Source organism: Rufibacter sp. JT20002 (assembly GCF_056491185.1).
On record NZ_JBSZJY010000003.1, the window covers coordinates 186,983 to 212,351 of the forward strand.

At 46.4% G+C, this 25,369-nt stretch carries 18 protein-coding genes; 12 read left to right on the top strand and 6 right to left on the bottom strand.

Annotated features, from left to right (window positions below; genetic code table 11):
* Positions 1-98: 98 nt before the first annotated feature.
* From ACW9SV_RS14620 to ACW9SV_RS14655, 8 genes are all read left to right on the top strand, one after another.
* Positions 99-2,666: a lamin tail domain-containing protein gene (locus ACW9SV_RS14620; RefSeq protein ID WP_479557515.1), complete on the top strand. Its 2,568-nt coding sequence runs from the start codon at positions 99-101 to the stop codon at positions 2,664-2,666.
* Between the two features lie 116 nt (positions 2,667-2,782).
* A complete protein-coding gene (locus ACW9SV_RS14625) occupies positions 2,783-3,541 on the top strand; it encodes a sulfite exporter TauE/SafE family protein (RefSeq protein ID WP_479557516.1) in 759 nt (252 codons plus the stop codon).
* 174 nt (positions 3,542-3,715) lie between these two features.
* Positions 3,716-4,819, top strand: coding sequence for a DUF6588 family protein (locus tag ACW9SV_RS14630; RefSeq protein WP_479557517.1), 1,104 nt, complete (start codon positions 3,716-3,718; stop codon positions 4,817-4,819).
* A gap of 741 nt (positions 4,820-5,560) precedes the next feature.
* On the top strand, positions 5,561-8,596 hold the full coding sequence (locus tag ACW9SV_RS14635; RefSeq protein WP_479557518.1) for a SusC/RagA family TonB-linked outer membrane protein: 3,036 nt from the start codon (positions 5,561-5,563) through the stop codon (positions 8,594-8,596).
* Positions 8,597-8,607: 11 nt separating this feature from the next.
* Positions 8,608-10,125: a RagB/SusD family nutrient uptake outer membrane protein gene (locus ACW9SV_RS14640; RefSeq protein WP_479557519.1), complete on the top strand. Its 1,518-nt coding sequence runs from the start codon at positions 8,608-8,610 to the stop codon at positions 10,123-10,125.
* Positions 10,126-10,137: 12 nt separating this feature from the next.
* Positions 10,138-10,659, top strand: a complete 522-nt coding sequence (locus ACW9SV_RS14645) for a DUF4843 domain-containing protein (protein WP_479557520.1) — start codon at positions 10,138-10,140, stop codon at positions 10,657-10,659.
* A 94-nt stretch (positions 10,660-10,753) separates the two neighbouring features.
* Positions 10,754-12,427, top strand: coding sequence for an amidase (locus tag ACW9SV_RS14650; RefSeq protein ID WP_479557521.1), 1,674 nt, complete (start codon positions 10,754-10,756; stop codon positions 12,425-12,427).
* A 44-nt stretch (positions 12,428-12,471) separates the two neighbouring features.
* Positions 12,472-14,859: a prolyl oligopeptidase family serine peptidase gene (locus tag ACW9SV_RS14655; RefSeq protein WP_479557522.1), complete on the top strand. Its 2,388-nt coding sequence runs from the start codon at positions 12,472-12,474 to the stop codon at positions 14,857-14,859.
* Between the two features lie 76 nt (positions 14,860-14,935).
* Here ACW9SV_RS14655 and ACW9SV_RS14660 read toward each other — a convergent pair whose 3' ends face one another.
* Positions 14,936-15,775, bottom strand: coding sequence for a phosphatase PAP2 family protein (locus tag ACW9SV_RS14660; protein ID WP_479557523.1), 840 nt, complete (start codon positions 15,773-15,775; stop codon positions 14,936-14,938).
* Positions 15,775-16,584, bottom strand: coding sequence for a phosphatase PAP2 family protein (locus tag ACW9SV_RS14665; protein ID WP_479557524.1), 810 nt, complete (start codon positions 16,582-16,584; stop codon positions 15,775-15,777). Before ACW9SV_RS14665 ends, ACW9SV_RS14660 begins: the two co-directional genes overlap by 1 nt.
* A gap of 292 nt (positions 16,585-16,876) precedes the next feature.
* On the opposite strand from ACW9SV_RS14665, the gene metK reads away from it, so the two are divergent.
* Positions 16,877-18,181 (top strand): methionine adenosyltransferase, encoded by a 1,305-nt coding sequence (gene metK, locus ACW9SV_RS14670; RefSeq protein ID WP_479557525.1) that lies wholly within the window; start codon positions 16,877-16,879, stop codon positions 18,179-18,181.
* Positions 18,182-18,256: 75 nt separating this feature from the next.
* On the opposite strand, the gene hpf is transcribed toward metK, so the two are convergent.
* The 4 genes from hpf to ACW9SV_RS14690 all read right to left on the bottom strand — a co-directional run bounded on the left by hpf (position 18,257) and on the right by ACW9SV_RS14690 (position 20,954).
* Positions 18,257-18,556, bottom strand: a complete 300-nt coding sequence (gene hpf / locus ACW9SV_RS14675; RefSeq protein WP_479557526.1) for a ribosome hibernation-promoting factor, HPF/YfiA family — start codon at positions 18,554-18,556, stop codon at positions 18,257-18,259.
* Positions 18,557-18,581: 25 nt separating this feature from the next.
* Positions 18,582-19,460 carry a tyrosine-type recombinase/integrase gene (locus ACW9SV_RS14680; protein ID WP_479557527.1) on the bottom strand — a complete coding sequence of 293 codons (879 nt, stop codon included), beginning with the start codon at positions 19,458-19,460 and terminating at the stop codon, positions 18,582-18,584.
* Between the two features lie 75 nt (positions 19,461-19,535).
* Positions 19,536-19,730, bottom strand: coding sequence for a 30S ribosomal protein S21 (rpsU, locus tag ACW9SV_RS14685; protein ID WP_149092115.1), 195 nt, complete (start codon positions 19,728-19,730; stop codon positions 19,536-19,538).
* Between the two features lie 84 nt (positions 19,731-19,814).
* The gene (locus tag ACW9SV_RS14690; protein WP_479557528.1) at positions 19,815-20,954 is read right to left on the bottom strand and encodes an acyl-CoA dehydrogenase; all 1,140 of its coding nucleotides are present in this window, start codon (positions 20,952-20,954) and stop codon (positions 19,815-19,817) included.
* A 465-nt stretch (positions 20,955-21,419) separates the two neighbouring features.
* Between ACW9SV_RS14690 and ACW9SV_RS14695 the strand changes: the two genes are divergently transcribed.
* Genes ACW9SV_RS14695 through ACW9SV_RS14705 form a run of 3 tightly spaced genes read left to right on the top strand, consistent with a single transcriptional unit; the run spans position 21,420 to position 25,365 of the window.
* The gene (locus ACW9SV_RS14695) at positions 21,420-22,160 is read left to right on the top strand and encodes a polysaccharide biosynthesis/export family protein (RefSeq protein WP_479557529.1); all 741 of its coding nucleotides are present in this window, start codon (positions 21,420-21,422) and stop codon (positions 22,158-22,160) included.
* Between the two features lie 8 nt (positions 22,161-22,168).
* A complete protein-coding gene (locus ACW9SV_RS14700; protein WP_479557530.1) occupies positions 22,169-24,607 on the top strand; it encodes a GumC family protein in 2,439 nt (812 codons plus the stop codon).
* A 5-nt stretch (positions 24,608-24,612) separates the two neighbouring features.
* Positions 24,613-25,365, top strand: a complete 753-nt coding sequence (locus ACW9SV_RS14705; protein ID WP_479557531.1) for a tyrosine-protein phosphatase — start codon at positions 24,613-24,615, stop codon at positions 25,363-25,365.
* The last annotated feature ends 4 nt before the right edge of the window (positions 25,366-25,369 follow it).

Consider the following 25,369-nt stretch of genomic DNA (forward strand, 5'->3'; position numbering starts at 1 on the left):
GGGCGCTTTTCACTTGTTTTCTGAGAATCAGGCAGAAAACACACCTACCGCTTGCAAAGTAAGCCAACTTTTCACGATAATTAAAGTACAGGCTAATCATGAGGCAATTCTTTCTTGTATTTGTTCTATGGTTAGCTGTTTTACAGGTGCTGCAGGCCCAAATTCAGGAGTCTTTTACTGACGGAGACTTCACCCAAGACCCTGTTTGGGCAGGTGATGTCGCTTCTTTTCAGGTCAATAGCGCGGGCCAACTGCAAAGCCAAGGCCCTGCCGTTACCGGAACTTCCCTTCATTTGTCAACCCCTAACCGCTTGGCTGTGGCGGCCCAGTGGGAGTTCTACCTGCAATTAGGCTTCGCGACTTCCTCTGGTAACTTAGCGGAGGTGTATCTTGTTTCCGATTTGCCTGACCTAAAAGGTGCCCTGCAAGGCTACTTTGTGCGCGTGGGCGGCACCGAGGATGAAGTGAGCCTGTTCCGGAGGGATTCCAACAATGCCACTAAGGTCATTGACGGGCCAGACAAAACCATCGCCTCTACTGATAATAAAGTATGGGTGCGCGTCACCCGCTCGGCAACCCATGACTGGAGCCTTGAGTTGGATGTTACGGGCACAAGGCAAAACTACCAGGTGCAAGGAACGGGGCACGATGCCCGGTATACCGCCTCCGCTTACGCTGGAATTCTATTTAGGTACTCCCAAGCCAATGCCCAAAGGCTTTTCTTTGATGATTTCACGGTCAAAGAAATTGGAGGCATAAGCTTAGTGAAGGCAGCGGCTACAGGCCCTAAAGAAGTAGAGCTAACGTTTTCTAAGCCGATTTCTGAAACTGACGCCCAAAACATAGCTAATTATCAACTTAACGGAAACCTGCCTCCGGTTGCGGCCACGTGGCAAGCTGGTGCCCCGCAAGTAGTGATCTTGCAATTCAATCAAGATTTTAGAACCGGCACAAACCAGATCAACGTGCTGCGAGTCACGGATCAGAATGGCAACGTCACCCAGAACCTAACGGGGACTTATGCCTACAGCCCAGTAGCCCAGCCAGGTGACATCCGAATCACCGAGATCTACGCCGATATCAATCCTTCGCAAGACTTGCCGGCGGCAGAATTTATTGAGCTATATAATAGGAGTGACAAAACCTTTGACCTGCAGGGTTGGCAGTACTCAGATGCCACCGCAGCCACGGGCACATTGCCCAGTTATTTGTTGCGCCCCGGGGCTTACCTGATTCTGTGTGCAGCGGCAGACACGGTCCTTTACCGTTCGTACGGTCCTGTAGTAGGACTCTCCATCTTTCCTTCGCTTAATGACAGCGGAGATGCCGTCGAGATTTATGATGCAAATGGGGCGTTGCTGGACATGGTCCGGTATACGTCCAATTGGTACCGTGATGGTGCTAAAAAGGAGGGAGGCTGGAGCCTGGAGTTACTGGATGTGAATAGTAGGTGTGCCGGAGCCTCACAGTGGAAAGCCTCCGTTGACCCCAAAGGCGGAACCCCGGGCCAAGCCAACTCGGTACGGGAGGTAGACCAAATGCCACCCCTCCTGCAGCAAGTGGTGGCAAACGCTGCCGATAAGGTGCTGCTTTCCTTTCAGGAACCTTTGGATAGCTTGGAGGCCGCCCAAGGAAACCGCTACACTATATCCTCCGGAATTGTGATCCAGCAGGTGCGGGTGCTGCCTTCTCTAACTGAAGTGGAGTTAACGCTTACCACCCCTTTGCGGGAAAACGTGCGATATACGGTCTCGGTGCAGGAACTTGCTGATTGTGCTGGCAACAAATCTGCGCCGCAGCAGCAATCGTTGGTGCTGCCAGCTACCCCACAGAAAGGGGATGTCGTGATCAATGAAATCCTGTTCAATCCCAGGCCCTCCGGAGTGGACTTTGTGGAAATAGTGAACGCCTCTGCCAAGTACCTTGATCTACGGAATTGGAAAATAGCCAACCGGGCGAATGGGGTAGTCGCAAATGTCCGGGCAATTAGCGGTGAACACCTGTTGCTAGCCCCCGGTGAATACCTGGTGCTGACTTCCAGTCCATCTGCCTTGAAAAGCGAGTATCCAAGTGGCCACGAAGAACGGCTCTTGGAGGTTTCTTCCCTGCCGTCTTACCCAGATGAGGCTGGTACGGTGGTCTTACTTTTGCCTGATGAGACGATCATGGATGAAGTGAGCTACCAAAGCAGCCAACATTTTAGGCTGATCTCTGATCCGGAAGGAATTTCTCTGGAGCGTATCTCCCTAACTGGACCATCAACGGCAGCAAATTTCTACTCAGCGGCTACCGACGTGAAAGCCACGCCGGGGTACGAGAATTCCCAGAGCAGGGCCATGATGGCTTCGAGTGAAAAACTGACGCTGCAGCCTAAAACCATCACACCAGACGGAGACGGCGTGGATGATGCGTTGCTTCTGCTGTTTAAGTTACCGCAGGCTGGTTTCGTGGCCTCGGTCACTATTTTTGACGCGCATGGCAGATACGTGCGCAAGCTTTCTGCCAATACCCTGCTAGGGGCCGAAAGCGTGCTGCAGTGGGACGGCCTGACGGATACCGGGTCTAAAGCTGCCATCGGGTACTATGTCGTGCTGGTAGAGCTTTTTAACGTGCAGGGCCAAAAAGAAGTCTTAAAGCAAACCACGGTGGTGGGTGGCCGTTTTTAAGGCGTTTTTAGGTAAATAGGCCTAAATCCTTTCTTCCCGCTTTGGGGGTTTGATTAACCCGCACATTTTCAGAATATTTGTAGTTTCATTAGCCGCAAAGCCGGCTTGCGTCTTCCATGTTGGATATTCTGTACCTGTGCCTTTTTGCCTTTCTGGCGGGCCTGATTGATTCTGTAGTAGGTGGTGGTGGGCTTATCCAGTTGCCGGCCCTTTTTGTTTTTTTGCCCCATGTACCGGTGCCTACGGTGTTTGGGACCGGCAAGCTTTCCAGCATTGCGGGCACATCGGTGTCTATGTGGCGCTACGCCAGAAACGTGGAGATCAACTGGCGGGCTTTGTTGCCCGCAGCCATCACCGCTTTTGTGTTTTCGTTCTTGGGAGCCCGGGCACTCAGCCATTTTGATGCCGACCTGCTGCGCCCCCTTATCTTGGTCCTGCTGATCTCGGTAGCCGTGTACACTTTCTTCCGGAAAGACTTTGGGGCGATTCACGCACCACGATTAGCCCCTTCAAAGGAAATCTGGTACGGAGTGGGTGTGGGTTTGGTAATCGGCTTCTATGACGGATTTTTCGGGCCCGGGACCGGTTCCTTTCTCATGTTCATCTTCGTGGGTGTTTTCGGGTTCAACTTTCTGACCTCCTCGGCGTCGGCCAAGGTGGTGAATGTGGCGACCAACCTGTCGGCGCTGCTTTATTTCGGCTATAAGGGCTATATTCTGTACCATATAGGTATTCCCATGGCTATCAGTAGCGTTGTAGGTTCTATGGTGGGTACCCGCATTGCGCTTACCCAAGGATCGGGGTTTGTCCGGAAGTTGTTTCTGGTGGTCGTTTCCGGGATCATCCTCAAGTTTGCCTACGACACTTTCTCCTGAGCTTCTGTTTAAGATCCTATTTCTGAATAGGAGGCTATAAACGGCTACTTAAATATAAGTAATCTGAAAAGGAGGTATTTGAAAGTTGCTCTATTATAGTGAAGTTCGCAGGCAGATTGCTTGAAGATTGTATTAGATATAGAAGTAAAAGACTGATTTATAAATACGGGTAGAATGAAGAAATCACTGCTAAAGATCTCTTTCTGGGCATTGCCAGCCCTTGGTGTATTTCTGGCGGCGCCAGAAGCTAAGGCGCAGAAGGAAATAGGGGAATTTGTAAGAACAGGCCAAGCCGATGCCGCGAAACTGCTGCGAGCGTATACCGAACCCGCCAGCAAGGCTTTTGGTCACGGGTTAAACGGCGGATGGTTCAACTCTGGAAAAGCCATGAAACTGGGCCGCTTTGACGTGCGGGTTTTTGCCACGGCCGCCATCGCCCCTGATGAGGACAAATCTTTTGATATTGCCAAGCTTGGGTTAAGCTCCCAGGTAAAGTATGACAACACCAAATCAACGATTACGCCCACCATTTTCGGGAAAGACGAAGAAGGGCCTGAACTTACGCTTTATGTTACTAACCCCTTAACCAAGCAGCAGGAAAAGGTGGCAACCATCAATGCCCCCCAGGGTTCTGGCTACAGCTTCTTGCCTGTTCCAATGGCGCAGGTAAGCCTGGGTCTTATCAAGGACACCGAGATTGCGGTAAGATACTCGCCCAAAGTGAAGCACGATGACTTTGAGGGCAACCTCCTGGGCTTTGGCGTTAAACATGGCATCAAACAATGGATTCCGGTCATCAGCATGATTCCTGGTTTTGACATCACCGTGTTTGGTGGGTACACCAACTTGAAAAGCTCGTACACCGGAATCAATGTGGAGTTAGCCGATGAAGACCGTCCGTATGCCACTTCTCAGCAACAGCAGGCTTCTTATTATGACGGACAGGCAGTACGGTTGAACACCAAAGCCTGGACAGGAAGCTTGGTTGCGTCTAAGACGTTCAGTGTCCTTACCGGATACGCAGGCGTGCGTTACAGCAATGTTGAAACAGATTTGAATGTGGAAGGCAAATACCCTATTGCCGCTTACCGTTCAACGCCCCCTTACAGCAAGTATGTTGAAGACATCACTGATCCTGTCCTGTTAAATATGAAGGACAGCCAGTGGGGCCTTACCGCAGGTCTGCGTCTAAAGTTATTGGTCTTCTCTTTATATGGAGAGTATACCCTGGCCAAATACCCAACGGCAACCGCAGGCATTGGCATAGGTTTCAATTAATCGGTGCTAACATAAACAGGAAAGCCTCCTTCATATTTTTGAAGGAGGCTTTCCTGTTTATGGGCCTTTTGTTTTTGAGCCCTTCAAAACGGGCTTTCCATCTGTAAAAGGTGAGTCTTTGACCTTTTCCCCTGCCTAAACTGCACAACAGAAAGGTGGTAGAGGTTATAAAAGGCTGCCTTGTTAGGGTATTACGTGTTTTTACTGAACCATAATCCATAGCGGTGTTACTGCTACTTATTTGTAAGTAGTAGTTGTTCAATGTGTTGTAGGCTTTTGTTTCAGTTGTGGATTGTGCAGAATGCAATTCTAAAGGAGTTCTGAAAGCTTAGAACCTCTTTTTGGAACTATTGAATTATTCTTGAAGGCTATGCAAAATCTAGCGCTGTCTTCCCTGCTTTTCTTTCCCTTGCTTGTCTTGCATGCGAACTAAGCTGCTCAGGCCTGACAAGTTGAAAAAGTTTCTTAGAATGAAAAGGATAAGGAATTGTATGCTTGATTGTGTATTCTTTAAATAAAACTAATTGTTGTTAGTACTTTATTAAAGTGAAAGGCTTGAAAAAGAATCTTTTTTAAATATTGAATAATTCTTATGCTTTTTTGAGCATGATTTTACGAATCAGGTCAGAAAGGGTTTGCGAATTTTAAGGAAAAATTATGTTAAGAGTTTGTTAATATATCTTTTGCGGTTAAATTTGGTTATCAATCAATTATAATCTCTACAAACAAACCACAAAACACATGAAGAAAGCTTTACTCTTCAGTTTTGCTTTGTTGCTGATGCTTGTAACTCAAGCATGGGCTCAATCCAGAACTGTAACAGGACGAGTGACTGACGCACAAACAGGAGAGGGAATGCCTGGTGTGACAGTTCAACTCAAGGGTTCCAGTACAGCCGCTCCAACGGATGTAAATGGAAATTACTCAATCGGGGTGCCTAATGCAGGCGGAACACTTGTTTTCACTTTCATCGGGTACACAAACCAGGAAGTGGCCATTGGTAGCCAGTCTACCGTGAATGTTCGCTTAGCAACAGATGCCCGCCAAATCTCTGAGATCGTGGTAACTGGTTACGGCGTGCAGGAGAAGCGCGAAGTAACAGGAGCCATTGCTCAGGTAAGCGGTGCTTCTATCCAAAATCAGCCGATCCCATCTTTAGACAAAGCCTTGCAAGGAAGAGCTGCGGGTGTGATTGTGCAGTCAAACAACGGGTTGCCAGGTGGTGCCGTGAACGTACAGATCCGGGGGATTGGTTCTGTGAACGCGAGCACGCAACCTCTTTATATTGTTGATGGTGTGCAGGTGAGTACCGGTGGGGGCCGGGTATCTTATACTGAGACTAACCCACTAGCTTCTATCAACACAAATGACATTGAGTCAATTGAGGTAATTAAAGATGCGGCAACTGCTGCTGTTTATGGTTCACAGGCGGCTAACGGAGTGGTTATCATCACTACCAAAAGAGGGAAAGCCGGTAAAACCAAATTCACTGCTAACTACTACACTGGTTTCTCTGAGGCACTTAGAAAATACGACGTGCTAAATACTCAGGAGTACTACCAGATGAGATATGAAGCAAGGGTTAACTCTGGAAGCACTCCAGCTGCAGCCAGAACTAACACGCTAGCAGAGGTAGGCTTGCCTACAACGGCAACTGATAACCAATTAGCGTCATTGCCTACTTATGATTGGCAGAGTGAGTTGTTCCAGCGTGGTAAAGTAAATAACTACGAGATTTCAGCTAGCGGTGGAAACGACAAAACATCTTTCTTCATCTCTGGTGGTTATAATGAAGTAGAGGCTATCGTAACCGCTGCTGACTTTAGAAGAGGAACCCTGCGTCTTAACTTAGACCACAATGCTTCAGATAAATTGAGCTTTGAAACCAGACTGAACTTAAGCTCATTCCATCAGACTGCCCCTTACGTAACCAGCGGTTCAACCATTGGTAGCCCTACTTTTGCGGGTAGCTTGATCCTGCCTAGTAACCCATTCAGAAATGAAAACGGTACTTACTATGGTTTAACAGGAAGCGGCCAGGTGTTTGCCGGTATCTTGAACCAAAACGTATTGGCAGTAAACGAGTGGTCTGGCGGTACGCAGAGAACTAATTCCGTAATTGGTTCTATTGCTGCTGTTTACAAGATTGTTCCTGGTTTGTCTTTCCGCTCATCTTATAGCTTAGACTACAGCAACATCCAGTCTGACTTCTATTATGACCCAAGAACTGCTGATGGTTTCAACGTAAGAGGTTACGGTTTTGCTGCGGCAGATTGGAACACTAACTTCCAGACAGTGCAGTTATTGAACTTCACTAAAACCTTCAACGAAATCCACAAGGTTGATGCCCAGGCTGGTTTTGAGTGGAGAAACGAGCAACGCAGAAACATGTCATCTAGCGGTACAGGTTTCCCTTCGCCAGAGTTCAGACTTTTGAGTGCAGCTGCTAACCCAGTAAGCTTAAGCTCAGGCTTCACTGGCTACAAGAGAAATGCCGTGTTTGGTTCAGTGAACTACCTGTTCAATGGTAAGTACTCATTAAGAGGGGTGATTTCTTATAACGGTTCTTCTCGTTTCGGTATCAACAACCGTTGGGGTGTATTCCCAGGTGTTGCCGCGGCGTGGAACATCTCTGAGGAAAACTTCCTGAAAGATGCAGAGTGGATCAACTCTTTGAAGCTGAGAGCTAGCTGGGGTAAAAACGGTCGTGACGGTATTGATAACTTCTTGGCCCGTCCGCTTTATGGAACTGCCGGTATCTACCGCAGTGCTCCAGGCATTGCCCTTACTGGCCTTGCTAACGAAGACCTGAAGTGGGAAGTACGTACCATGTTGGACATGGGTATTGACTTCGCCTTCCTGAAAAACAGAGTGACTGGTACTTTGGGTGCCTTCATTGAAGAGAACGATGACCTTTTGTTTGAGCAGCCACTTCAGTCTACCACTGGTTTCACCAGCGTATGGACAAACGTAGGTGCTATGGAGCAGAGAGGTTTGGAGGTTGAACTGAACACAGTAAACCTTGATCTAGGCGGGTTCCAGTGGAGAACAAACCTCAACTACACTTATATTGAAAATGAGGTAACCAGATTATACGGTGGTAATGAAGTTTTACCTGGTAGACCTGGTATCCGGGTTGGTGAAGATATCGGAACTATCTGGTCATATGAGTACGCTGGTGTAAACCCAGCAACTGGTAGACCAATGTGGTATGATGGTAACGGTAACATTACTTATGCCTTGAATGCGTCAACAGACAGAAGAAACATTGGTACTACTCGTCCTAAGCACACAGGCGGTGTAGAAAACACCTTCTCTTACAAAGGATTTGACTTCACTTTCTTATTCCAGTACCAATACGGAAGAAAAGAACTTGATCAGCAATATGCGTTCTTAATGGAGAATGGTAACAGAGCCTTCAATGGTTTGCAAGAGCTTTTCGATCGCAGATGGACCACTCCTGGCCAAATCACGGATGTGCCAAGACCATTCGTGAATGGAGCTGAGGCTCAAGGAAACAACCACGTTACTGCTTCTTCTCGCAACTACGTGAAAACAGATTATATCAGATTGAAAAATGTTCAGTTTGGCTATAACCTATCTGAAAGTCTGATCTCAAGAGTTAGATTCTTAACAAGCGGAAGAGTATATGTACAAGGTACAAACCTGTACACTTACACAGATTTCCCTGGGTACGATCCAGAGTTTTATTCTACCGCTTTAGGGATCATCCCTAATGGTAAAAACGTCACCGTTGGTGTTCAATTAGGATTCTAATATTTCTTCAAATGAAAAAGAGTTTTTTATATAAAATAAATACGATTGCTCTTGCGGCGTGTATTTCTTTCTCTACCATCTCTTGCGATGAGTTGATTGAAATCAATCCAGAAACAGCAATCGACGCCAATAGCGCGCTTACCACAAGAGAAAACGTAGAAGCTGCTATTACAGGTGTTTACGTCCCATTGAAAGGCCTAACTGAGTACGGTAATAGATTGATTACTTTGCCAGAAGCATTGGCTGACAATGGTGTAGCCACTGGTAAGTCTGGCCGCTTGGTAAACGAAGCTGCAAACATTAGAGGAGCAGCCAACCATTTTACCCACTGGACTACTTCTTACAACGCTATTGCCAGAATTAACTACATTCTGGATGCTATCCCAACCTTGCAAGGAGCTACCGTTACAGAAGATCTGAAGAACGGTTATATAGCTGAGCTGAAGTTTTTAAGAGCATTGTATCACTTTGACTTGGTAAGAGCTTATGCTTACATTCCAGGAGCGGTGGTTGATGCTAAAAACAGAGGAGGGGTTCCTGTTGTTACTACTGCCTTCAAAACTCCGGCAGCGGCGTTGGAATTCAAACCAACCAGACCAGCTATTGAGGATGTGTACACTGCCATCTACGCTGATTTGGATGATGCCATTGCCAAATACGGTACTGCTGGTGGTGCTTTTTCTACACCAGGTAGAGCTTCTAAAGTTGCGGTACAAGCATTGTACTCACGGGTAGCCTTATACAGAAAGGATTATCCTAAGGTAATTGAGATGTCTACCGCGGTGATTGATGCCAGAGGTGCTTCTTTGACCAATGCCGGAAACTATGTTGCTGCCTGGGGTGGTGCTGTGCATCCAGAATCCATCTTTGAAGTCCAGTTTTCTGCTCAAGCAGAAAGCAACGGGGTGAACGAGTCTTTGCAGACTGCTTTCACTACTTTGGTTCAGAGAGGAAACCGTAGCCAGACCGGCGGATTCGGTGACCTTGTTCCTTCTTCATCGCTTTTATCTGCTTTAGGTATTACAGTAACCGGTAACGGTACTGCTAATGCAGCCATCACAGCTCGTTCTTCCGATGTGAGAAACCTACTGTTTGAATTAGGAACTGCGGGTAGAGGTGCTCCTTATGTAGAGACTACCAAGTTCTTAGGAAAAAGCGGGTTCATCAACGTAGATAACATTCCGGTGATCCGTATCGCGGAGATGTATTTGAACAGAGCTGAAGCTTACGCGAATTCTGACCTGGGTGATGTAAACGCTTTGCTAGACGTTAACAAGATCAGAACCAGCAGAGGATTAGAGGCTTCACTTGCACTTGGTCAGGACTTGAAAAATGAGATTCTCCTGCAGCGCAGAGTAGAGTTCGCGTTTGAAGGCCACAGATTCTTTGACCTGAAGCGTTTAGGAATGGATATCCTGAAGCCTGCTACAGGTGCAACAGTTGCTTTCACAGAAGATGCGATCCTGCCCGCATTACCTCAGGCCGATGTTGACGGAAACCCTAACTTGAAGCAAAACAGCGGTTATTAATTGTTATTAGAAATGAAGAACCTACTTTATATTTTTGCCTTAGCGGTATTTTTCCTGAACTCTTGTATAGAGAACGATGATATCGTTTATGAAAAAGCTGTTGTAGAATTTGACGCTGCTACTTACAATGCCAAATCAGTGGTAGGTGGCGTGGCTAAAAACTACACCCTGCTTACCAGAGTACCAGCGTATGGCGCGGCCGTAACAACTGCCAGACCAAGCATTACAAGAACTACTGGTGCCTTCAAATTAAGAGTTAACCTGGTGGGTGCGCAAAGAAGCACCGCCCAAGAACTTAACTACAAAGTCCTGACTTCTGAATCAACAGCTGTGGCAGGTACTCATTATACTGCTCTTAGTGGTAAAGTGACGATCCCAGCCAACTCAAGCTTCGGTGAAGTTGAGATTCAGGTACTGGACCCAGGTGTAAGTTCTGATGTACCGGTTACCTTAGTTCTGGAACTTGATGGTAACGGAGAGATTGCTCCTAATGAGAACTACAGAAGAATTGGTGTAAGCATCAATCAGAAATAAGTTCTGTTAAAATCACCTTGAAAAAAGCCTCAGAGATATTCTGAGGCTTTTTTAGTTACTTAGGATTCCAATTAGCTTTTAACTCACCCTACGCATGTCCAAACAAAAGACTAAGGTTTTAACGCTGGTTTCTTCCGGTGTGCTCATCTTTATTTCAGGGGCGTTTTTCGGAAAACAGGCCCAAATGGAGAAGATTACGGTTCCAATGGTGCAGAGTGCCCAAAAGCTCCTCGGGCTTTCCTTCACCAACGCGCAGCTAGATACAGCCCTTACTGAACTCACCGACCTGCGCACCAGCTATACCCGGCTTAGAGAGGTGAAACTGGAGAACAGCGTACCACCAGCGCTTTTGTTTAACCCTATTCCTGTAAGGTTTACCTTTGAACGGGAAAGAGAAAAGTTTAAGCCCTCATCTCTGGGTAAGGTGGAGGTCCCGGCTAGCAAAGAAGATCTAGCATTCTATTCGGTAAGGGAGCTGGCTGAGCTTCTGAGAACGAAGAAGATTACTTCTGTGGAGCTGACGCAATTTTTTATAGAACGACTGAAGAAGTACAATCCCAAATTGCAATGTGTAACTTCTTTCACAGAGGAACTCGCCTTGGAGCAGGCAAAACAAGCCGATGCCGAGATCAAGAAAGGGCGGTACAAAGGACTTCTACATGGTATCCCTTTTGGCGTAAAGGACCTGTTAAGCACAAAAGGCTATAAAACCACATGGGGCTCGGTGCCCTATAAAGATCAGGTGATAGACGAAGATGCCACCGTGGTTGTAAAGCTGAGAGAAGCAGGGGCGGTACTAGTGGCTAAGATGACCCTGGGCGAACTGGCGATGGGCGATGTGTGGTACGGCGGAAAAACAAAGACCCCCTGGGATATTACCAGAGGCTCCAGCGGTTCCTCGGCGGGTTCTGCCTCGGCGGTGGCGGCAGGGTTGCTTCCTTTTGCCATTGGTACCGAGACCTTGGGTTCCATTGTTTCTCCTTCCACAGCCTGTGGTACTACCGGTTTGCGCCCTACTTACGGAAGGGTAAGCCGCCATGGCGCCATGGCCTTAAGCTGGTCTATGGACAAGATAGGGCCCATTGCCAGAACAGTGGAAGATTGCGCGATTGTGTTCAACGCTATCTATGGACCAGACGGAAAGGACCAAACCTTGTATGATGCTCCTTTTAACTATGACGCCAAGCAGGACTTGAAGAAACTGCGCATTGGGTACCTGAAAACCGATTTCGACCGAGACTATCCTACCAAAGCCCAGGACCAAGCTACCTTAGAGGTGCTGCGCAAAGCTGGCCATGAGCTCATCCCGATTGAATTGCCTAAGATGCCCGTAAATGATTTGATCATGACCATCTCCGTGGAAGGAGGGGCGGCTTTTGATGAGATTACCCGCAACGGCAAAGTAGATTTGATGGTGAACCAGGACCGAAACGCTTGGCCCAATACGTTCCTCAGTGCCCGGTTCATTCCGGCAGTGGAGTACCTCCAGACCCAGCGGGTAAGGTATCAGTTGATCCAGGAAATGCATAAGATGATGCAAAAGGTAGATGTGTACGTATCGCCTTCGTTTGCCAGCAGCAACCTGGTAGTGACCAATTTGACCGGGCACCCGTGTGTGGTAGTGCCTAATGGCTTCAATAACCGCAACCTGCCCACCACCATTACTTTCATCGGGAAGCTGTTTGGCGAAGCAGAGTTGCTGGCCTATACGAAATCCTACCAAGACGCTACCACTTTCCACAAGAAACATCCTTCTTTGGCTTTCTAGTCTCTACTTCATTTTTAACCCATTCCTCTTAAAACAGCCCATAAATGCGTTTTATTAAAACAGCATCGGCCGCAGTAGCAATGGTACTGATACCTTTGTTGTCTGCCCAAGCCCAAACCAAACCTACCCTAACGGTAGACAAAATCATGCAGGACCCAGCCCAATGGATAGGGACTTCTCCCAGCAATATCTATTGGTCTGATGACAGTAAGCAGGTGTACTTCCAATGGAACCCTGAACGTGCCAAGCGCGATTCGTTGTATGCGGTGGCCGTAAACGGTACCAAGGCAAACAAAGTATCGGCGGTGGCCCGTAGACGGCTATTTACTCCCGGCGGAGTGTATAATCAGAAGAGGACCCGCAGAGTATATGAGCGGGGCGGAGACATCTTTCTGGTAGATGTAAAAGACGGTAAGCTGCGGCAGATCACCAAGACTGTGGAGCGCGAGTCTGCGCCTTTCTTTGCCTTTGATGAGCAGGAAATAACGTTCATCAAAGACAGCAACCTGTACGCCTGGAACCTGGCCAATGGGCAAGTAAGACAGCTCACCGACTTCAGGAAAGGAAGAAAGCCAGCGGACCCAGACCAACCCAAAGACCAACAAGAGCGCTTTTTGCGGGAGCAGCAAACAGAGCTGTTGCAGATTATCCAGAAAAGGGAAGAAGACCGCAGGCAGCAGCGTCTGGCTCAGAAAGAAACTGCCAGAAACAGGCCCAAGGAGATTTACATTGAAGACAAAACAGTAGATAACATCATCCTGAGCCCCGATGAACGCTACATCACTTACCGCTTAGTAGCCCGGCCCGCTAACAGCAAAATAGCGCAGGTTCCCAACTATGTGACCGCAACCGGCTACACCGAGGAAATCCCCACCAGAACCAAAGTAGGAGATGACCAGGCAACTTACGAGTTGGCGCTCTATGACCTGCAACTTGACACTACGTTTGCCATTTCCTTCAAAACGCTGCCGGGTATTCAGGATAGGCCAACCTATATACAGGAGAAACAGAAAACCTCCCAACCCAATGCTGCGCCCTCTTCTGACTCAAGAAGGGTGATGATGTTTGGGCCGTATTATTCGCCGGATGGCAAAAAGGCTGTTCTGGTAGCCCGGTCACATGACAACAAAGACCGCTGGATCATGGCCTTCAACCCGGCTACCAGGGAAATCAAGCCACTGGATCGGCAGCATGACGAGGCTTGGATCAATGGCTACGGCGCCGGTGAGATTGGTTGGATGCCCGATAACGAGACTGTGTGGTTTCTTTCTGAGGAAAGTGGCTATGCACACTTGTACACCGTGAATGCCAATACAGGCAAGAAAGCTTCTCTGACCAGCGGTAAGTTTGAGGTGCAGAGTATCCAGATGAGCCAGGACAAAAAGTACTGGTATCTCAGCACAAACCAAGTACACCCCGGAGAGCAGCATTTTTACCGAATGCCCTTGAAAGGCGGCAAAATGGAGCAAATCACCAAGATGACAGGGGCGCATGAGGTCACGATGTCTCCGGATGAAAAGCATCTGGCCATCAGGTACTCTTATTCAAACAAGCCTTGGGAGTTGTATCTCATGGACAATAAGCCTGGCGCCAAGCCCGTGCAAATTACCCGTTCCACCACCCAGGAGTTTAATGCCTATCCATGGCGCGAGCCGGAAGTGATCACCTATAAAGCAGCCGATGGAGCCGATGTGCACGCCCGGTTATATCGTCCGGAGAACGCAACCGCAACTAGTCCGGCAGTGATCTTCGTGCACGGGGCAGGGTACCTGCAGAACGCCCACAAATGGTGGAGCACCTACTTTAGAGAGTACATGTTCCATAACCTACTAGTAGACAAAGGCTACACGGTTCTGGATATCGATTACCGCGGAAGCGCTGGTTATGGTCGTGATTGGCGCACCGGCATTTACCGGCACATGGGCGGAAAAGACCTGAGTGACCACGTAGATGGCGCCAAGATGCTGGTGGAAAAATACAAAGTTGACCCTAAAAGAATCGGGATTTACGGCGGCTCCTACGGTGGGTTCATTACCCTCATGGCCATGTTTACCCAACCTGATATATTTGCCGCCGGGGCTGCCTTGCGCTCTGTCACCGATTGGGCCCATTACAACCACGGCTATACCTCCAACATCCTGAACGAACCGCAGGACGACAGTCTCGCCTATGTCCGTAGCTCACCTATCTATTTTGCTGGAGGTCTGAAAGGAGCCCTTTTGATGTGCCACGGCATGGTAGACACCAACGTGCATTTTCAGGACATTGTGCGATTGTCGCAGCGCTTGATCGAGCTTAGGAAAGAGAATTGGGAATTAGCCGTTTACCCCATAGAGGACCACGGCTTTGTGGAGCCAAGCAGCTGGACCGACGAGTACAAACGTATCTTGAAGCTTTTTGAAGCTAATTTAAACAAAACGGATACAAAATAGAAAACGCCTCTAAAACAGAAAGGACGTCTTTTATAAGACGTCCTTTCTGTTTTAGAGGCGTTTCAAATGAAATAGACTAAAAGCGTTTGGTCAACCCTACACCTTGCATATAGTCACCGGCTAATCGCTCTGTGGTTGGAACAAGTCTCCAACTAGTTTCGGTACTCCTTTTATGAAGTTCTGGAACCAGTATACCAATGGCGGCCCCTACGGTGTACCCCACTATGTTATCGCTTAGGAAATGTTTTCCTGCCCTCAGTCTTAAGTAGCCCACCGTGGCCGGAAAAGCTGCCGCGGCTCCCCACACCACCGGCCGCCAGGGCGATCCCGGATGAAGGTCATGGAAGACCTTGGCCGTGAAGAACGTCACACTGGCCGTGGCTGCTGTGTGCCCTGCGAAGAAGGAATTCTCAGCGTACTTGTGCAGTCGTTCATCCAAGGGAGCATCCGTGGCGTACACGTTTGGTCGTTTCCGGTTGGTGAGCCCGGCGGTAAGGGCATACACCCCTCCGGCCAGAGACACGGTTTGAGCATAAAGAAAGTAAATGTCCTTGGCGTGCGGAGTGGCGGCTTTATCGGCTAAAAAAAGCAATGGCAGGCCATAGGAGGTATAGAAAAAGACATCGCTGGCATCTTTGGCTTTCTTGCTGTAATTGCCTGCGGCCCATCGGTCAAACTTGTTTACCTGGCTCTTATCCAATCCCATCAGGTCTGCCTCTGTTAGTTGCCTTTTGTTTGTGAGGAGCGTGGAACCTGTTACCGCCATAGTTACTCCTCCGGCCGTAATCAACCCGTCACGCAGCAGACTGGTGTGATACAGGCGTTCTGTTGTTTGCGCCTGTACTGAAGCCGAGGCAAACTGGATCAAAGCCACAAGGGCCAACACGTACCGGTAAGATGTAGACAAACGGTTCATTAGAATTTATACTGAAGGCTTACCCCATCTAAGTTCTGCCCAAGCACTGGAATCACACTAGGTGATATAGATAGTCCGGTGTTTTTCTTATGAAGCTGTGGCACCAAGATACCAACGGCTGCACCAACTCCGTACCCCACCAAGTTGTCACTGAGGAAGTGTTTTCCAGCCTCCAGTCGTAAGTAGCCAACGGCAGCGGGCACAATAGCTGCTCCGGCCCATACAAAGTGGCGGGCTGGGGAGTCTGGGTTATAGTCATGGAAGACCTTGGCTGTGAAGAAAGAAACGGTAGATACCGCCGCCGTATGTCCGGCAAAGAAGGAATTTTGGGAGTTTGCCCGGGTTTTTTCGCCAATTTCCACCTCTGGGCTGTACGTTAAAGGCCGTGCCCTGGGGAAAGCGGCAGAGCTTAGCGTGAAGATGGCGCCAGTTACAGACATCGTCTCTACATAGAGCGCCAGTAGCTGGCCGGTGTTATCGTTTATCTTGGAGTCAAAAAGCAATAAGGCTGGAGCTGCCAGAGACCCGTACAACATCACATCGCTTACTTTCTTGGCGCTTTCACTGTGGTTGCCTGCTGAGAAACGATCAAAGCTGTTGACATCGCTTTTTCTCAAAGCTAAAGCTTCTTCCTGCGTGAAAGGGTCTTTCTGCTGCATCAAGTACAAGCCTAGTCCGCTTAGGCCAGCCCCCACCACCGTAACAGGCGCATCTACCTTGAAAGAAGTTTTATAAGGAGAAGTTGATTGGGCAAAGGTTTGGGTAAAGGCAAAAAAGCTTATAATGAGCGTACAAAGATGTTTTTTCATAGGTGAGTAGAATAGGATTAATAAATATGGATTCTGAGATGTTTTTGAAACGGGTAGAGGTACAAAAGGTTTTTACTTGATGTGAATGGTGAGAATGTGTTTACAAGTCCGTTTGCGGAAGCAGGGTTTAAAACAGAAAGTTGTCTAAAATCAGCAGACTGGGGTTAAAAGAAACTTCAGGTGAAATCCCGCATTTGTGAAGCAAGTTTTTGCATCTTCACCAATTAAGCTAAATTTGTTCCTAGTTACCCAAATGGTGGGTTGCCAAGTTGTAGAAATAATACCTTAGATAATGCCTTATCTCTTTACATCTGAGTCGGTATCGGAAGGACATCCGGATAAAGTAGCCGATCAAATATCTGACGCTCTGCTAGATGAGTTTCTGAAGCAGGATCCCCAGTCTAAAGTTGCTTGTGAAACCTTGGTGACTACCGGACTGGTGGTGCTAAGTGGCGAGGTAAAATCAGACGCTTACGTTGACGTGCAGAAAGTTGCCCGTGACGTAATCCGCCGCATTGGGTATACCAAGTCAGAGTATAAGTTTGATGCAGAGGCCTGCGGTGTGATTTCTACCATTCATGAGCAGTCTGGCGATATCAACCAAGGGGTTGAGCGGGAGAATCCAGAAGACCAAGGAGCCGGTGACCAAGGCATGATGTTCGGGTATGCCACTAACGAGACCGATAGCTACATGCCTTTGGCGCTTGAGATCTCTCATTTGCTTCTAAAAGAGCTGGCCGCGGTGCGGAAAGAAGGTAAGGAAATGACCTACCTGCGTCCGGATGCTAAATCTCAGGTAACGATCCGTTACTCAGATACGCACGTGCCAGAGAAAATAGACACAGTCGTGATTTCAACGCAGCACGATGAGTTTGAAAGCTCTGATGCGAACGACCGCGCAGCCTCTAAGCAAGCCGAAGAGAAAATGGTAGCTAAAATAAAGGAAGATGTTCTGAACATTCTACTTCCTAGAGTAAAAAGCAAATTGCCGCAACGTACAGCCGACTTGTTTGCTGATGATATTACGTACCACATCAATCCAACAGGTAAATTCGTGATTGGTGGTCCGCATGGAGATACTGGCTTGACTGGTCGTAAGATCATCGTGGATACCTATGGTGGTAAAGGTGCCCACGGTGGGGGAGCTTTCTCTGGGAAAGACTCTTCAAAAGTGGACCGTTCTGCTGCCTATGCTGCCCGTCACATCGCCAAAAACTTGGTTGCCGCCGGTGTGGCAGATCAGGCCTTGGTACAGGTAGCTTACGCAATTGGGGTAGCTGAACCAGTAGGTTTATATGTGACTACCTATGGCACTACGAAAGTGAAAGGCGCCAACGGTGAGATTATGACTGACGGCGAGATTGCAAACAAAGTAAATGAGTTGTTTGAGATGCGTCCATATGACATTGTGAAACGCTTTGGCCTGCAGAACCCAATTTTCGCTGAGACTGCTGCCTATGGACACATGGGTAGAGAGTCTGGGGCGAAAAAAGTAACCTACCAGGTAAACGGGAAAGCTGAAACCAGAGAGTTTGAGACCTTCACTTGGGAGAAACTTGACTACGTTGACAAAATAAAAGCTGCCTTCAATTTATAATTGGAAGTTTATAGCCTGTATAAATAAAAAGAGCCCCTTTTGGGGCTCTTTTTATTTATACAGGCTATAAACGATTTAGTGAGTAGTCAACTTGTCTTTGTATCTGATCAGCTGCTTTTTCATGTCTTCCATTGCTTTGTCAGTAGCTGTCTCAAAGGTTCCGGCTTCTTCTGAGCAGAACAAGGTGGCACCTGGTACAAACAATTTCACTTCCACTAATTTATTGTCATGAGATTCTGGTTTTAGCACACGCAAGACCACTTCGCCACTTACTATTCTGTCAAAATAGGTATCCAGCTTGTCAAGCTTTCTTTGAAGGAAATCTAACAGACTTTGGTCTGCGGTGAAGTGTACAGATCTGATTTGCAGTTTCATAGTTTACTTCTTTAGGTGTTACGAATTAAGCTTTTGGATGAGCCTTCTCAAAGACGGCTTTGAGCTTCTCAATAGAATTATGGGTGTAGACTTGCGTGGCCGCCAAACTGGAGTGACCCAGCAACTCTTTGATAGCCCCCAGATCTGCCCCTCTGTTAAGTAAATGGGTAGCAAACGAATGACGGAGTACGTGCGGACTGTTTTTGCTGGCAGTAGACACAGAACCCATATACTTTGTTACCACCCGGTATACATACTTGGGGTAGAGGGGAGCCTCTTTATCCGTAACGAAGAGAAAAGAAGAATTGTTATTAGGAAAAGTAGCCTTTCGGGCTTGCAGGTAAAGCGACAAAGCCTGTACCAAAGATGGGTTCAGCGGAAGCACGCGCTCCTTGTTTCCCTTGCCTAACACCTTTAAGGTGCTGGCCGAGAGGTTGATGTCCTCTAATTTAAGATTGGTGAGTTCCGCTAAGCGCATTCCCGTGCCATAGAGTAGTTCCAGAATTAACCTTTCTCGTTGGCCTTTGAAATCTTCAGAGAATTCGCTTTGGTCAAGAAGCTGAGTAAAGGCTTCTTCCGGAATAAAGGCCGGGAGCTTTTTGGCAAGTTTGGGTGCTTTTATGCGAACCGTAGGATTATTTTCCAACAGACCGCGCTGCACCAGAAATTTAAAGTAGGAGCGAAGAGAGGCAATCTTCCGGTGGATGGTGCGGCTATCCAACTCCTTTTGGACCAGCGTAACCACCCAAGATCTGATAATACCATGGTCGGCCACCTCTATGGAGTTCAATTCATACACCTCCTCTATGTATTCTTTAAATTGTTGAAGGTCAGTTTTATAAGAGATAATGGTGTGTGGGCTGAACCGCTTCTCGTACTGAAGGTACTTAAAAAATAATTCCATAAACTAGTCTGTAGCTGCTGGAGAGCAGTACGCACTAATTTATGGAATTACCACGTAAATTCTAAGGGATAACGACTAGTAGTTGTCGTTAGCGAACAATTGTTGCTTGTAGATAGCTCTCTCTTTCTGCTTTCTTTTTGCTACAGAAGGCTTCTGGAAGAAAGTTCTAGCACGCAATTGCTTCAATACTCCAGTTCTTTCGAATTTCTTCTTGAATCTTTTTAAGGCTTTGTCTACAGACTCGTTATCCTTTACGTTGATGATGATCATATAATAGATTGATTTTAAAGTCAGTTGTTTTAAGGAGTGCAAAGATATTGACAAATATTCTGACAGTCAATACCTAATTCCTAATTATTTTAATACTGCTCTTGAGATAACAAGTTTCTGAATTTCTGAAGTTCCCTCACCAATGGTGCAAAGCTTGGCGTCACGGTAGTATTTTTCTGCAGGATAGTCTTTCGTGTACCCGTAGCCCCCGAAGATTTGTAGCGCCTCGTTGGCTGCCCGTACGCTTACTTCTGAGGCGTAAAGCTTTGCCATAGCAGATTCCTTGTTTACGTTTTCGCCCCGGTTTTTCAAATCTGCCGCCCTATACGTCAGGAGAGCCGCCGCTTCAATTTCAGTGGCCATATCAGCCAACTTAAAAGCAACTCCCTGAAACTGGGCAATGGGTTTGTTGAATTGTTGGCGCTCTTTTGCGTAAGCCAAGGCTGCTTCATACGCTCCTTGGGCAATGCCTAAACTAAGGGCAGCGATGGAAATACGACCACCGTCCAGCACTTTCATTGACTGGATAAAGCCTTCTCCTACCTCGCCCAAGATATTCTCATGAGGTACTCGGCAATCTTCAAAGATCAGTTCAGTTGTTTCTGAAGCACGCATGCCTAACTTATCTTCCTTCCGACCGGCAGTGAAGCCTTGAGTTGGCTTCTCAATCACAAAGGCCGTCATTCCATGGGAGTCTCCCACCTCGCCAGTTCTGGCAATTATCACCGCAATGTTACTTGATTTACCATGCGTGATAAAGTTTTTGGCTCCATTCAGAATCCAATGGTCTCCATCTCTTACTGCCACTGTACGCATGTTACCTGCATCTGACCCAGTGTTTGGTTCTGTAAGGCCCCAGGCTCCAATCCACTCAGCGGTGGCTAATTTAGGCAGCCATTTTCTTTTTTGCTCCTCACTTCCAAACTGGAGAATATGGCCGGTGCACAAAGAGTTATGGGCGGCCATAGACAAACCAATGGAGCCATCTATCTTAGACAACTCGGCAATGGCGGTCACATATTCCAGGTACCCGAAGCCGGAGCCACCATATTCCTGAGGAACTAAAACGCCCATAAGCCCCAGTTCACCTAATTGTTTGAAAACCTCAATAGGAAACTCTTGAGACTCATCCCACTTCATCATGTCTGGTTTTATGGACTTAGCGCCAAAATCACGAATCATGTCAGCAATCATCTGCTGGTTCTCGTTATAGGTAAGCTGCATAAAGGTATAGGTTAGCTTTAGGTCTAATTTTTATAAAAGTAACAATAAAACTGGTTCCTGCCTAACGTATGTTAGCTATTCTTGTTTGCTGCTTCTATGAAGCTTTTAATAAATAAAGTTTTTTCTTTAGAATTCTTGTTAAAAACAATGGAGGGGGTGTTTTTAAACAAAACTGGGCTTGTGAGGTAATATGACTATTTCAAAAGACTATATTTTATGTAGTCTTGTAGCAAGTTTTCGGATTAGACTTATTCCGCAATTCCAGATTTTGGCGTAGCCGTTACTTTTGCCTTACTTTGTGATTGGCTTTGTCTGTGCATGGCATTAGTCATGTGTGGAAATAAAATTTAAATCAAGAGTCTTTTACTAAGTATGTCTTTTGCCTTTCGCAAATCGTTATTCTATCTGTTCCTTTTAGTTGGGGTCTCACAATTGAGTTCCTGTAATGTGTACCGGCAAAACGTCATGTTCAGAACAGATGGCGATGTAAATGCTGATCTTCTGCGGGCTTCTATGATTGAGGCTGGCCGGAACTACAAGATTCAACCCAATGATGTATTAAACATTCGGATTTACACAAACAAAGGAGAGATTCTGGTTGATCCAAACAACTTTTTACGACAGGAATTAACCCAAGGTAGCGGCAGAAATGGTGGAAATATTGCGGCGCAGCAAGGAAATCAGCAAGAGAGACAGGAATATACCGTATTGCCTAATGGTGAAGTGAAGGTGCCTATGATCGGATTTATTCCGGTACAGGGATTAACTGTGTCGCAAGCTGATAGTCTGTTCCAAAGCCGTTTTGAAACTTATTATAGAGACACCTATGTTTATTCACAGGTAATCAGTAGAAGAGTAGTGGTCTTGGGTGCAACGGGTGGTAGTGTCATTCCATTATCGAATGAAAATATCAATGTAGTAGAAGTGCTGGCATTAGCAGGTGGTATTCCTGAGAATGGGAAAGCTCAAAATATCAGATTGATCAGGGATGTCTCCTCCGCTAAACCTATTGTTCATGTGATTGACTTGTCAACCATTGCAGGATTACAGAAGGCAAGCCTTAGGGTTCAACCTAACGATGTGATCTATGTGGAGCCTGTCAGAAGAGTGTTCAATGAATCTTTGCGGGATGTGTTAACAGTTGTAGGGGCCCTTTCTAATGTGCTCACCTCTTATATTGTTATCAGGAATATAATTACAGAATAACTAATTTCATGAGTGTAAAGGCAGCCAATGATCTGGATGAGCTAGATCATCGTTTGGGTAATGTTGAAGATGAAGAAGATGACGGAGGGGCAAGTATTGACTTTGTCACGCTTCTGCATGTAGTAAAGCGCAGCATTCCTTGGGTTATATTGCTTGTTTTGTTAGGTGTTTCTGCCTCTTATCTATATTTAAGATATACTAAAAAAGTATACGAGTCTTCGTCCATCATCAAGTTAGATGAACAGTCTGAGGCGGGTGTGCTTGGATTGGAGAACAATGGCTTGAAGGTAGAATCAGGCATTGGCAAACTCCAGGGAGAAGTTGATTTGATAAAGTCTAACATAGTATATGAAAGACTGAAGAAAACGATGCCTTTGCAGGTAAGTTACTATGTTGAAGCCCGTGTTTTAGATGCCGAGCTTTACAAAAATAGCCCCTTTCTGGTTACGTATGATACTACCAGCTTCAACTTGTATGATCAGAAGATATATGTCAAATTTAGCTCCCCAAGTAAGCTTGAAGTATCTGTAGACAAAGAAGGAAGCTCATCCTCACAGTCAATAGGTGTGCCTTTTACTGTCTCTGGTAATGGAATCACTATTAATACTTCCCCTTCCTTTACCAGTGCTAATGTAGGAGAGACCTATTATTTTATTGTGCACAGTGACCAGTATCTAAAAGGGTACATTGATAATAATCTGACTACGGCAATCCTTAATCCAGAGTCAAAAACTATTCAGATTGCCTTCAAAGATTTCAACAGATACAAAGCACACGATATTGTAAATAATATAGATGCTGTCTACCTGCAGCATAAACTTGAGCGAAGTAATCAAGCTAGTAGACAAACGCTTAATTTCTTAAACGACCAGTTAAAAGAAACGGAGGATAGCCTTAGGAAAGCAGAGAATGATATTGAAAGGTTTGTAAGGCAAAACAAGTCTTATGATATCAAGTCTAATCTACAGGAAGCTTTAGTCCAAGTGCAAGAGTTGGAGAAAGAAAAACTGGAACTTAGGTTTCAACTGTCCCTCCTGAACACCATTCAAGCAAAGGTTCAGAAGAATGAAGATTTAGGCATGATTGTAACCGGTCTTCAGGGGCAGGAAAACCAAGATCCTGAGTTAGCGGAGCAACTAACAGAACTTAGCGATCTGCAAGCTCGGTTGAGAACCAGAAGATTGACAAGTAGAGGAAACACTACAGCTGACAACCTTCTTGAAGAACAACTAAATTTTTCTCAAAGAAGAATTGCTGGAATTTTAGCTAGCAGCAGAGGATTGGTTCAGACAAAGATTGAAAATATTGATAGAAATCAGGCTGAACTTACCGGTAAGATCTTGCAGGCTCCTTCAAAGGAAACAGAACGGGCACGGTTAGAGCGGATCTTTGGTTTGTATGAAAGCTTCTTCACCCAAATTTTAAACAGAAGGGTGGAGTATGGTATTGCTATGGCTGGTACTACCCCTGACTTTCAAATATTATCCCCAGCGAACCTCCCTGACGAGTCGAGTCCAATTTCTCCTAATAGGCTTATTATTTACGCCATTGGAATTGCAGGTGGTTTGTTTCTAGGAGTTGGTTTGATTGCTACTAGGTATTTGATGCATGATACCGTTACTAATGTGCGGGAGTTGGAGCGTAATACTTCCATTCCTGTCCTTGGAGTGGTACCTTCTTATGACAAGCAAAAGATGCCCTTCTCTAAGTTGGTGGTGAATCAGAATCCTAAATCTGCTCTAAGTGAATCCATTCGTTCTATAAGAACGAACTTGGAGTTTATGAGTGCCTCCAAGAAGAAAAGGATTATCTCAGTTACTTCTACCATAAGTGGTGAAGGAAAGACTTTCGTGGCGGTAAATTTAGGTGGTATTATCGCTATGTCTGGGTTAAAGGTGGTAATCCTGGACTTAGATATGCGGAAGCCGAAGGTGCATATAGCCTTGGATGGAGATAATAGTAAGGGGATGAGTACTATCTTGATTGATAAGCACTCAGTGACAGAAAGTGTTCAAAGAACTTCCATTCCTGACTTAGATTTTATTTCTGCTGGACCTACGCCTCCAAACCCATCCGAATTGATCATGGGTAATAGGTTTGATAATGTTCTAGAAGAATTGCATCAAATCTATGATTTAATACTGATCGATAGCCCACCGGTCGGGTTAGTAACAGACGGAGTTTTAATCATGCGGAAAGCGGATGTTCCTCTTTACATAGTTCGGGCCAATTATTCTAAAAAGACCTTCTTAAAGGGTATTGACAAGTTGGTACGTACAAATCACTTGTCTAACATGGCTGCGATTTTAAATGATGTAAGCGGAGCCAATATGTATGGTTACGGCTACGGTTATGGATACGGCTATGGATACGGCTATGGGCAGGGGTATTATGATGAGGAAGAAAAACCATCTGTTGGAAACAAATTGAAATCTATTTTTAAATAGGCGGAATGTGGGGTAGTTTTCGGAAACTCTGGGGTAAGGATGAACCGGCTACCTCTTCTTTTGTTGATCTTCAGGCGGATATGCACTCGCATCTACTGCCAGGGCTAGATGATGGAGCAGCTACTTTGGAAGATTCTATGCAGCTTCTTGAGGCTCTTCACAAAATGGGGTTCAAGAAGCTTTGTATGACTCCCCATATTATGGGTGACTTCTACAAGAACACCCCTGCCACTATTAGAGAAAAGCTGCAAGAACTTCAGATAGCAGCCAATCTGCGGGGTTTTCAGATAGAGCTTTCTTGTGCGGCAGAGTATTACTTGGATGAATGGTTTTTCTCCAAAGTACAGGCGGGGGAAGAACTCTTGACTTTTGGAGGAGATCGTAAGTTTCTTCTAATAGAGACTTCTTATATGAACGAACCTCCTCATTTACGTCAGGTAATCTTTGCTACCCAGGCTGCCGGGTATACGCCGGTGTTGGCCCATCCAGAACGGTATACCTATTTTTATGGACGTGTGGAAGCGCTGTTATCCTTAAGAGAAACGGGCGTGTTGTTCCAGATTAACACTAATTCATTAACCGGATATTATTCTAAACAAGCCAAGGAAGTGGCTCGGCAGCTGATCAAAAGAAAAGCAGTAGAGTTTCTTGGAACAGATACCCATTCCATGAAACACATCAAAGTGCTGGAAAGAGTTGTGGCAGAGCCTTTGTTCCAGGAAGCCTTAAAGCTTCCGCTTCTAAATGCAACTCTTTAAGATT

Bases quoted from the DNA above. Each gene is read 5' to 3' on its own strand.
- rpsU (WP_149092115.1), bottom strand. From the start codon at position 19,730: ATGATCATCATCAACGTAAAGGATAACGAGTCTGTAGACAAAGCCTTA.
- ACW9SV_RS14620 (WP_479557515.1), top strand. From the start codon at position 99: ATGAGGCAATTCTTTCTTGTATTTGTTCTATGGTTAGCTGTTTTACAG.
- ACW9SV_RS14700 (WP_479557530.1), top strand. From the start codon at position 22,169: ATGAGTGTAAAGGCAGCCAATGATCTGGATGAGCTAGATCATCGTTTG.
- ACW9SV_RS14695 (WP_479557529.1), top strand. From the start codon at position 21,420: ATGTTCAGAACAGATGGCGATGTAAATGCTGATCTTCTGCGGGCTTCT.
- ACW9SV_RS14635 (WP_479557518.1), top strand. From the start codon at position 5,561: ATGAAGAAAGCTTTACTCTTCAGTTTTGCTTTGTTGCTGATGCTTGTA.
- ACW9SV_RS14650 (WP_479557521.1), top strand. From the start codon at position 10,754: ATGTCCAAACAAAAGACTAAGGTTTTAACGCTGGTTTCTTCCGGTGTG.
- ACW9SV_RS14630 (WP_479557517.1), top strand. From the start codon at position 3,716: ATGAAGAAATCACTGCTAAAGATCTCTTTCTGGGCATTGCCAGCCCTT.
- ACW9SV_RS14690 (WP_479557528.1), bottom strand. From the start codon at position 20,954: ATGCAGCTTACCTATAACGAGAACCAGCAGATGATTGCTGACATGATT.
- ACW9SV_RS14660 (WP_479557523.1), bottom strand. From the start codon at position 15,775: ATGAACCGTTTGTCTACATCTTACCGGTACGTGTTGGCCCTTGTGGCT.
- ACW9SV_RS14655 (WP_479557522.1), top strand. From the start codon at position 12,472: ATGCGTTTTATTAAAACAGCATCGGCCGCAGTAGCAATGGTACTGATA.
- ACW9SV_RS14680 (WP_479557527.1), bottom strand. From the start codon at position 19,460: ATGGAATTATTTTTTAAGTACCTTCAGTACGAGAAGCGGTTCAGCCCA.
- hpf (WP_479557526.1), bottom strand. From the start codon at position 18,556: ATGAAACTGCAAATCAGATCTGTACACTTCACCGCAGACCAAAGTCTG.
- ACW9SV_RS14665 (WP_479557524.1), bottom strand. From the start codon at position 16,584: ATGAAAAAACATCTTTGTACGCTCATTATAAGCTTTTTTGCCTTTACC.
- metK (WP_479557525.1), top strand. From the start codon at position 16,877: ATGCCTTATCTCTTTACATCTGAGTCGGTATCGGAAGGACATCCGGAT.
- ACW9SV_RS14645 (WP_479557520.1), top strand. From the start codon at position 10,138: ATGAAGAACCTACTTTATATTTTTGCCTTAGCGGTATTTTTCCTGAAC.
- ACW9SV_RS14625 (WP_479557516.1), top strand. From the start codon at position 2,783: ATGTTGGATATTCTGTACCTGTGCCTTTTTGCCTTTCTGGCGGGCCTG.
- ACW9SV_RS14705 (WP_479557531.1), top strand. From the start codon at position 24,613: ATGTGGGGTAGTTTTCGGAAACTCTGGGGTAAGGATGAACCGGCTACC.
- ACW9SV_RS14640 (WP_479557519.1), top strand. From the start codon at position 8,608: ATGAAAAAGAGTTTTTTATATAAAATAAATACGATTGCTCTTGCGGCG.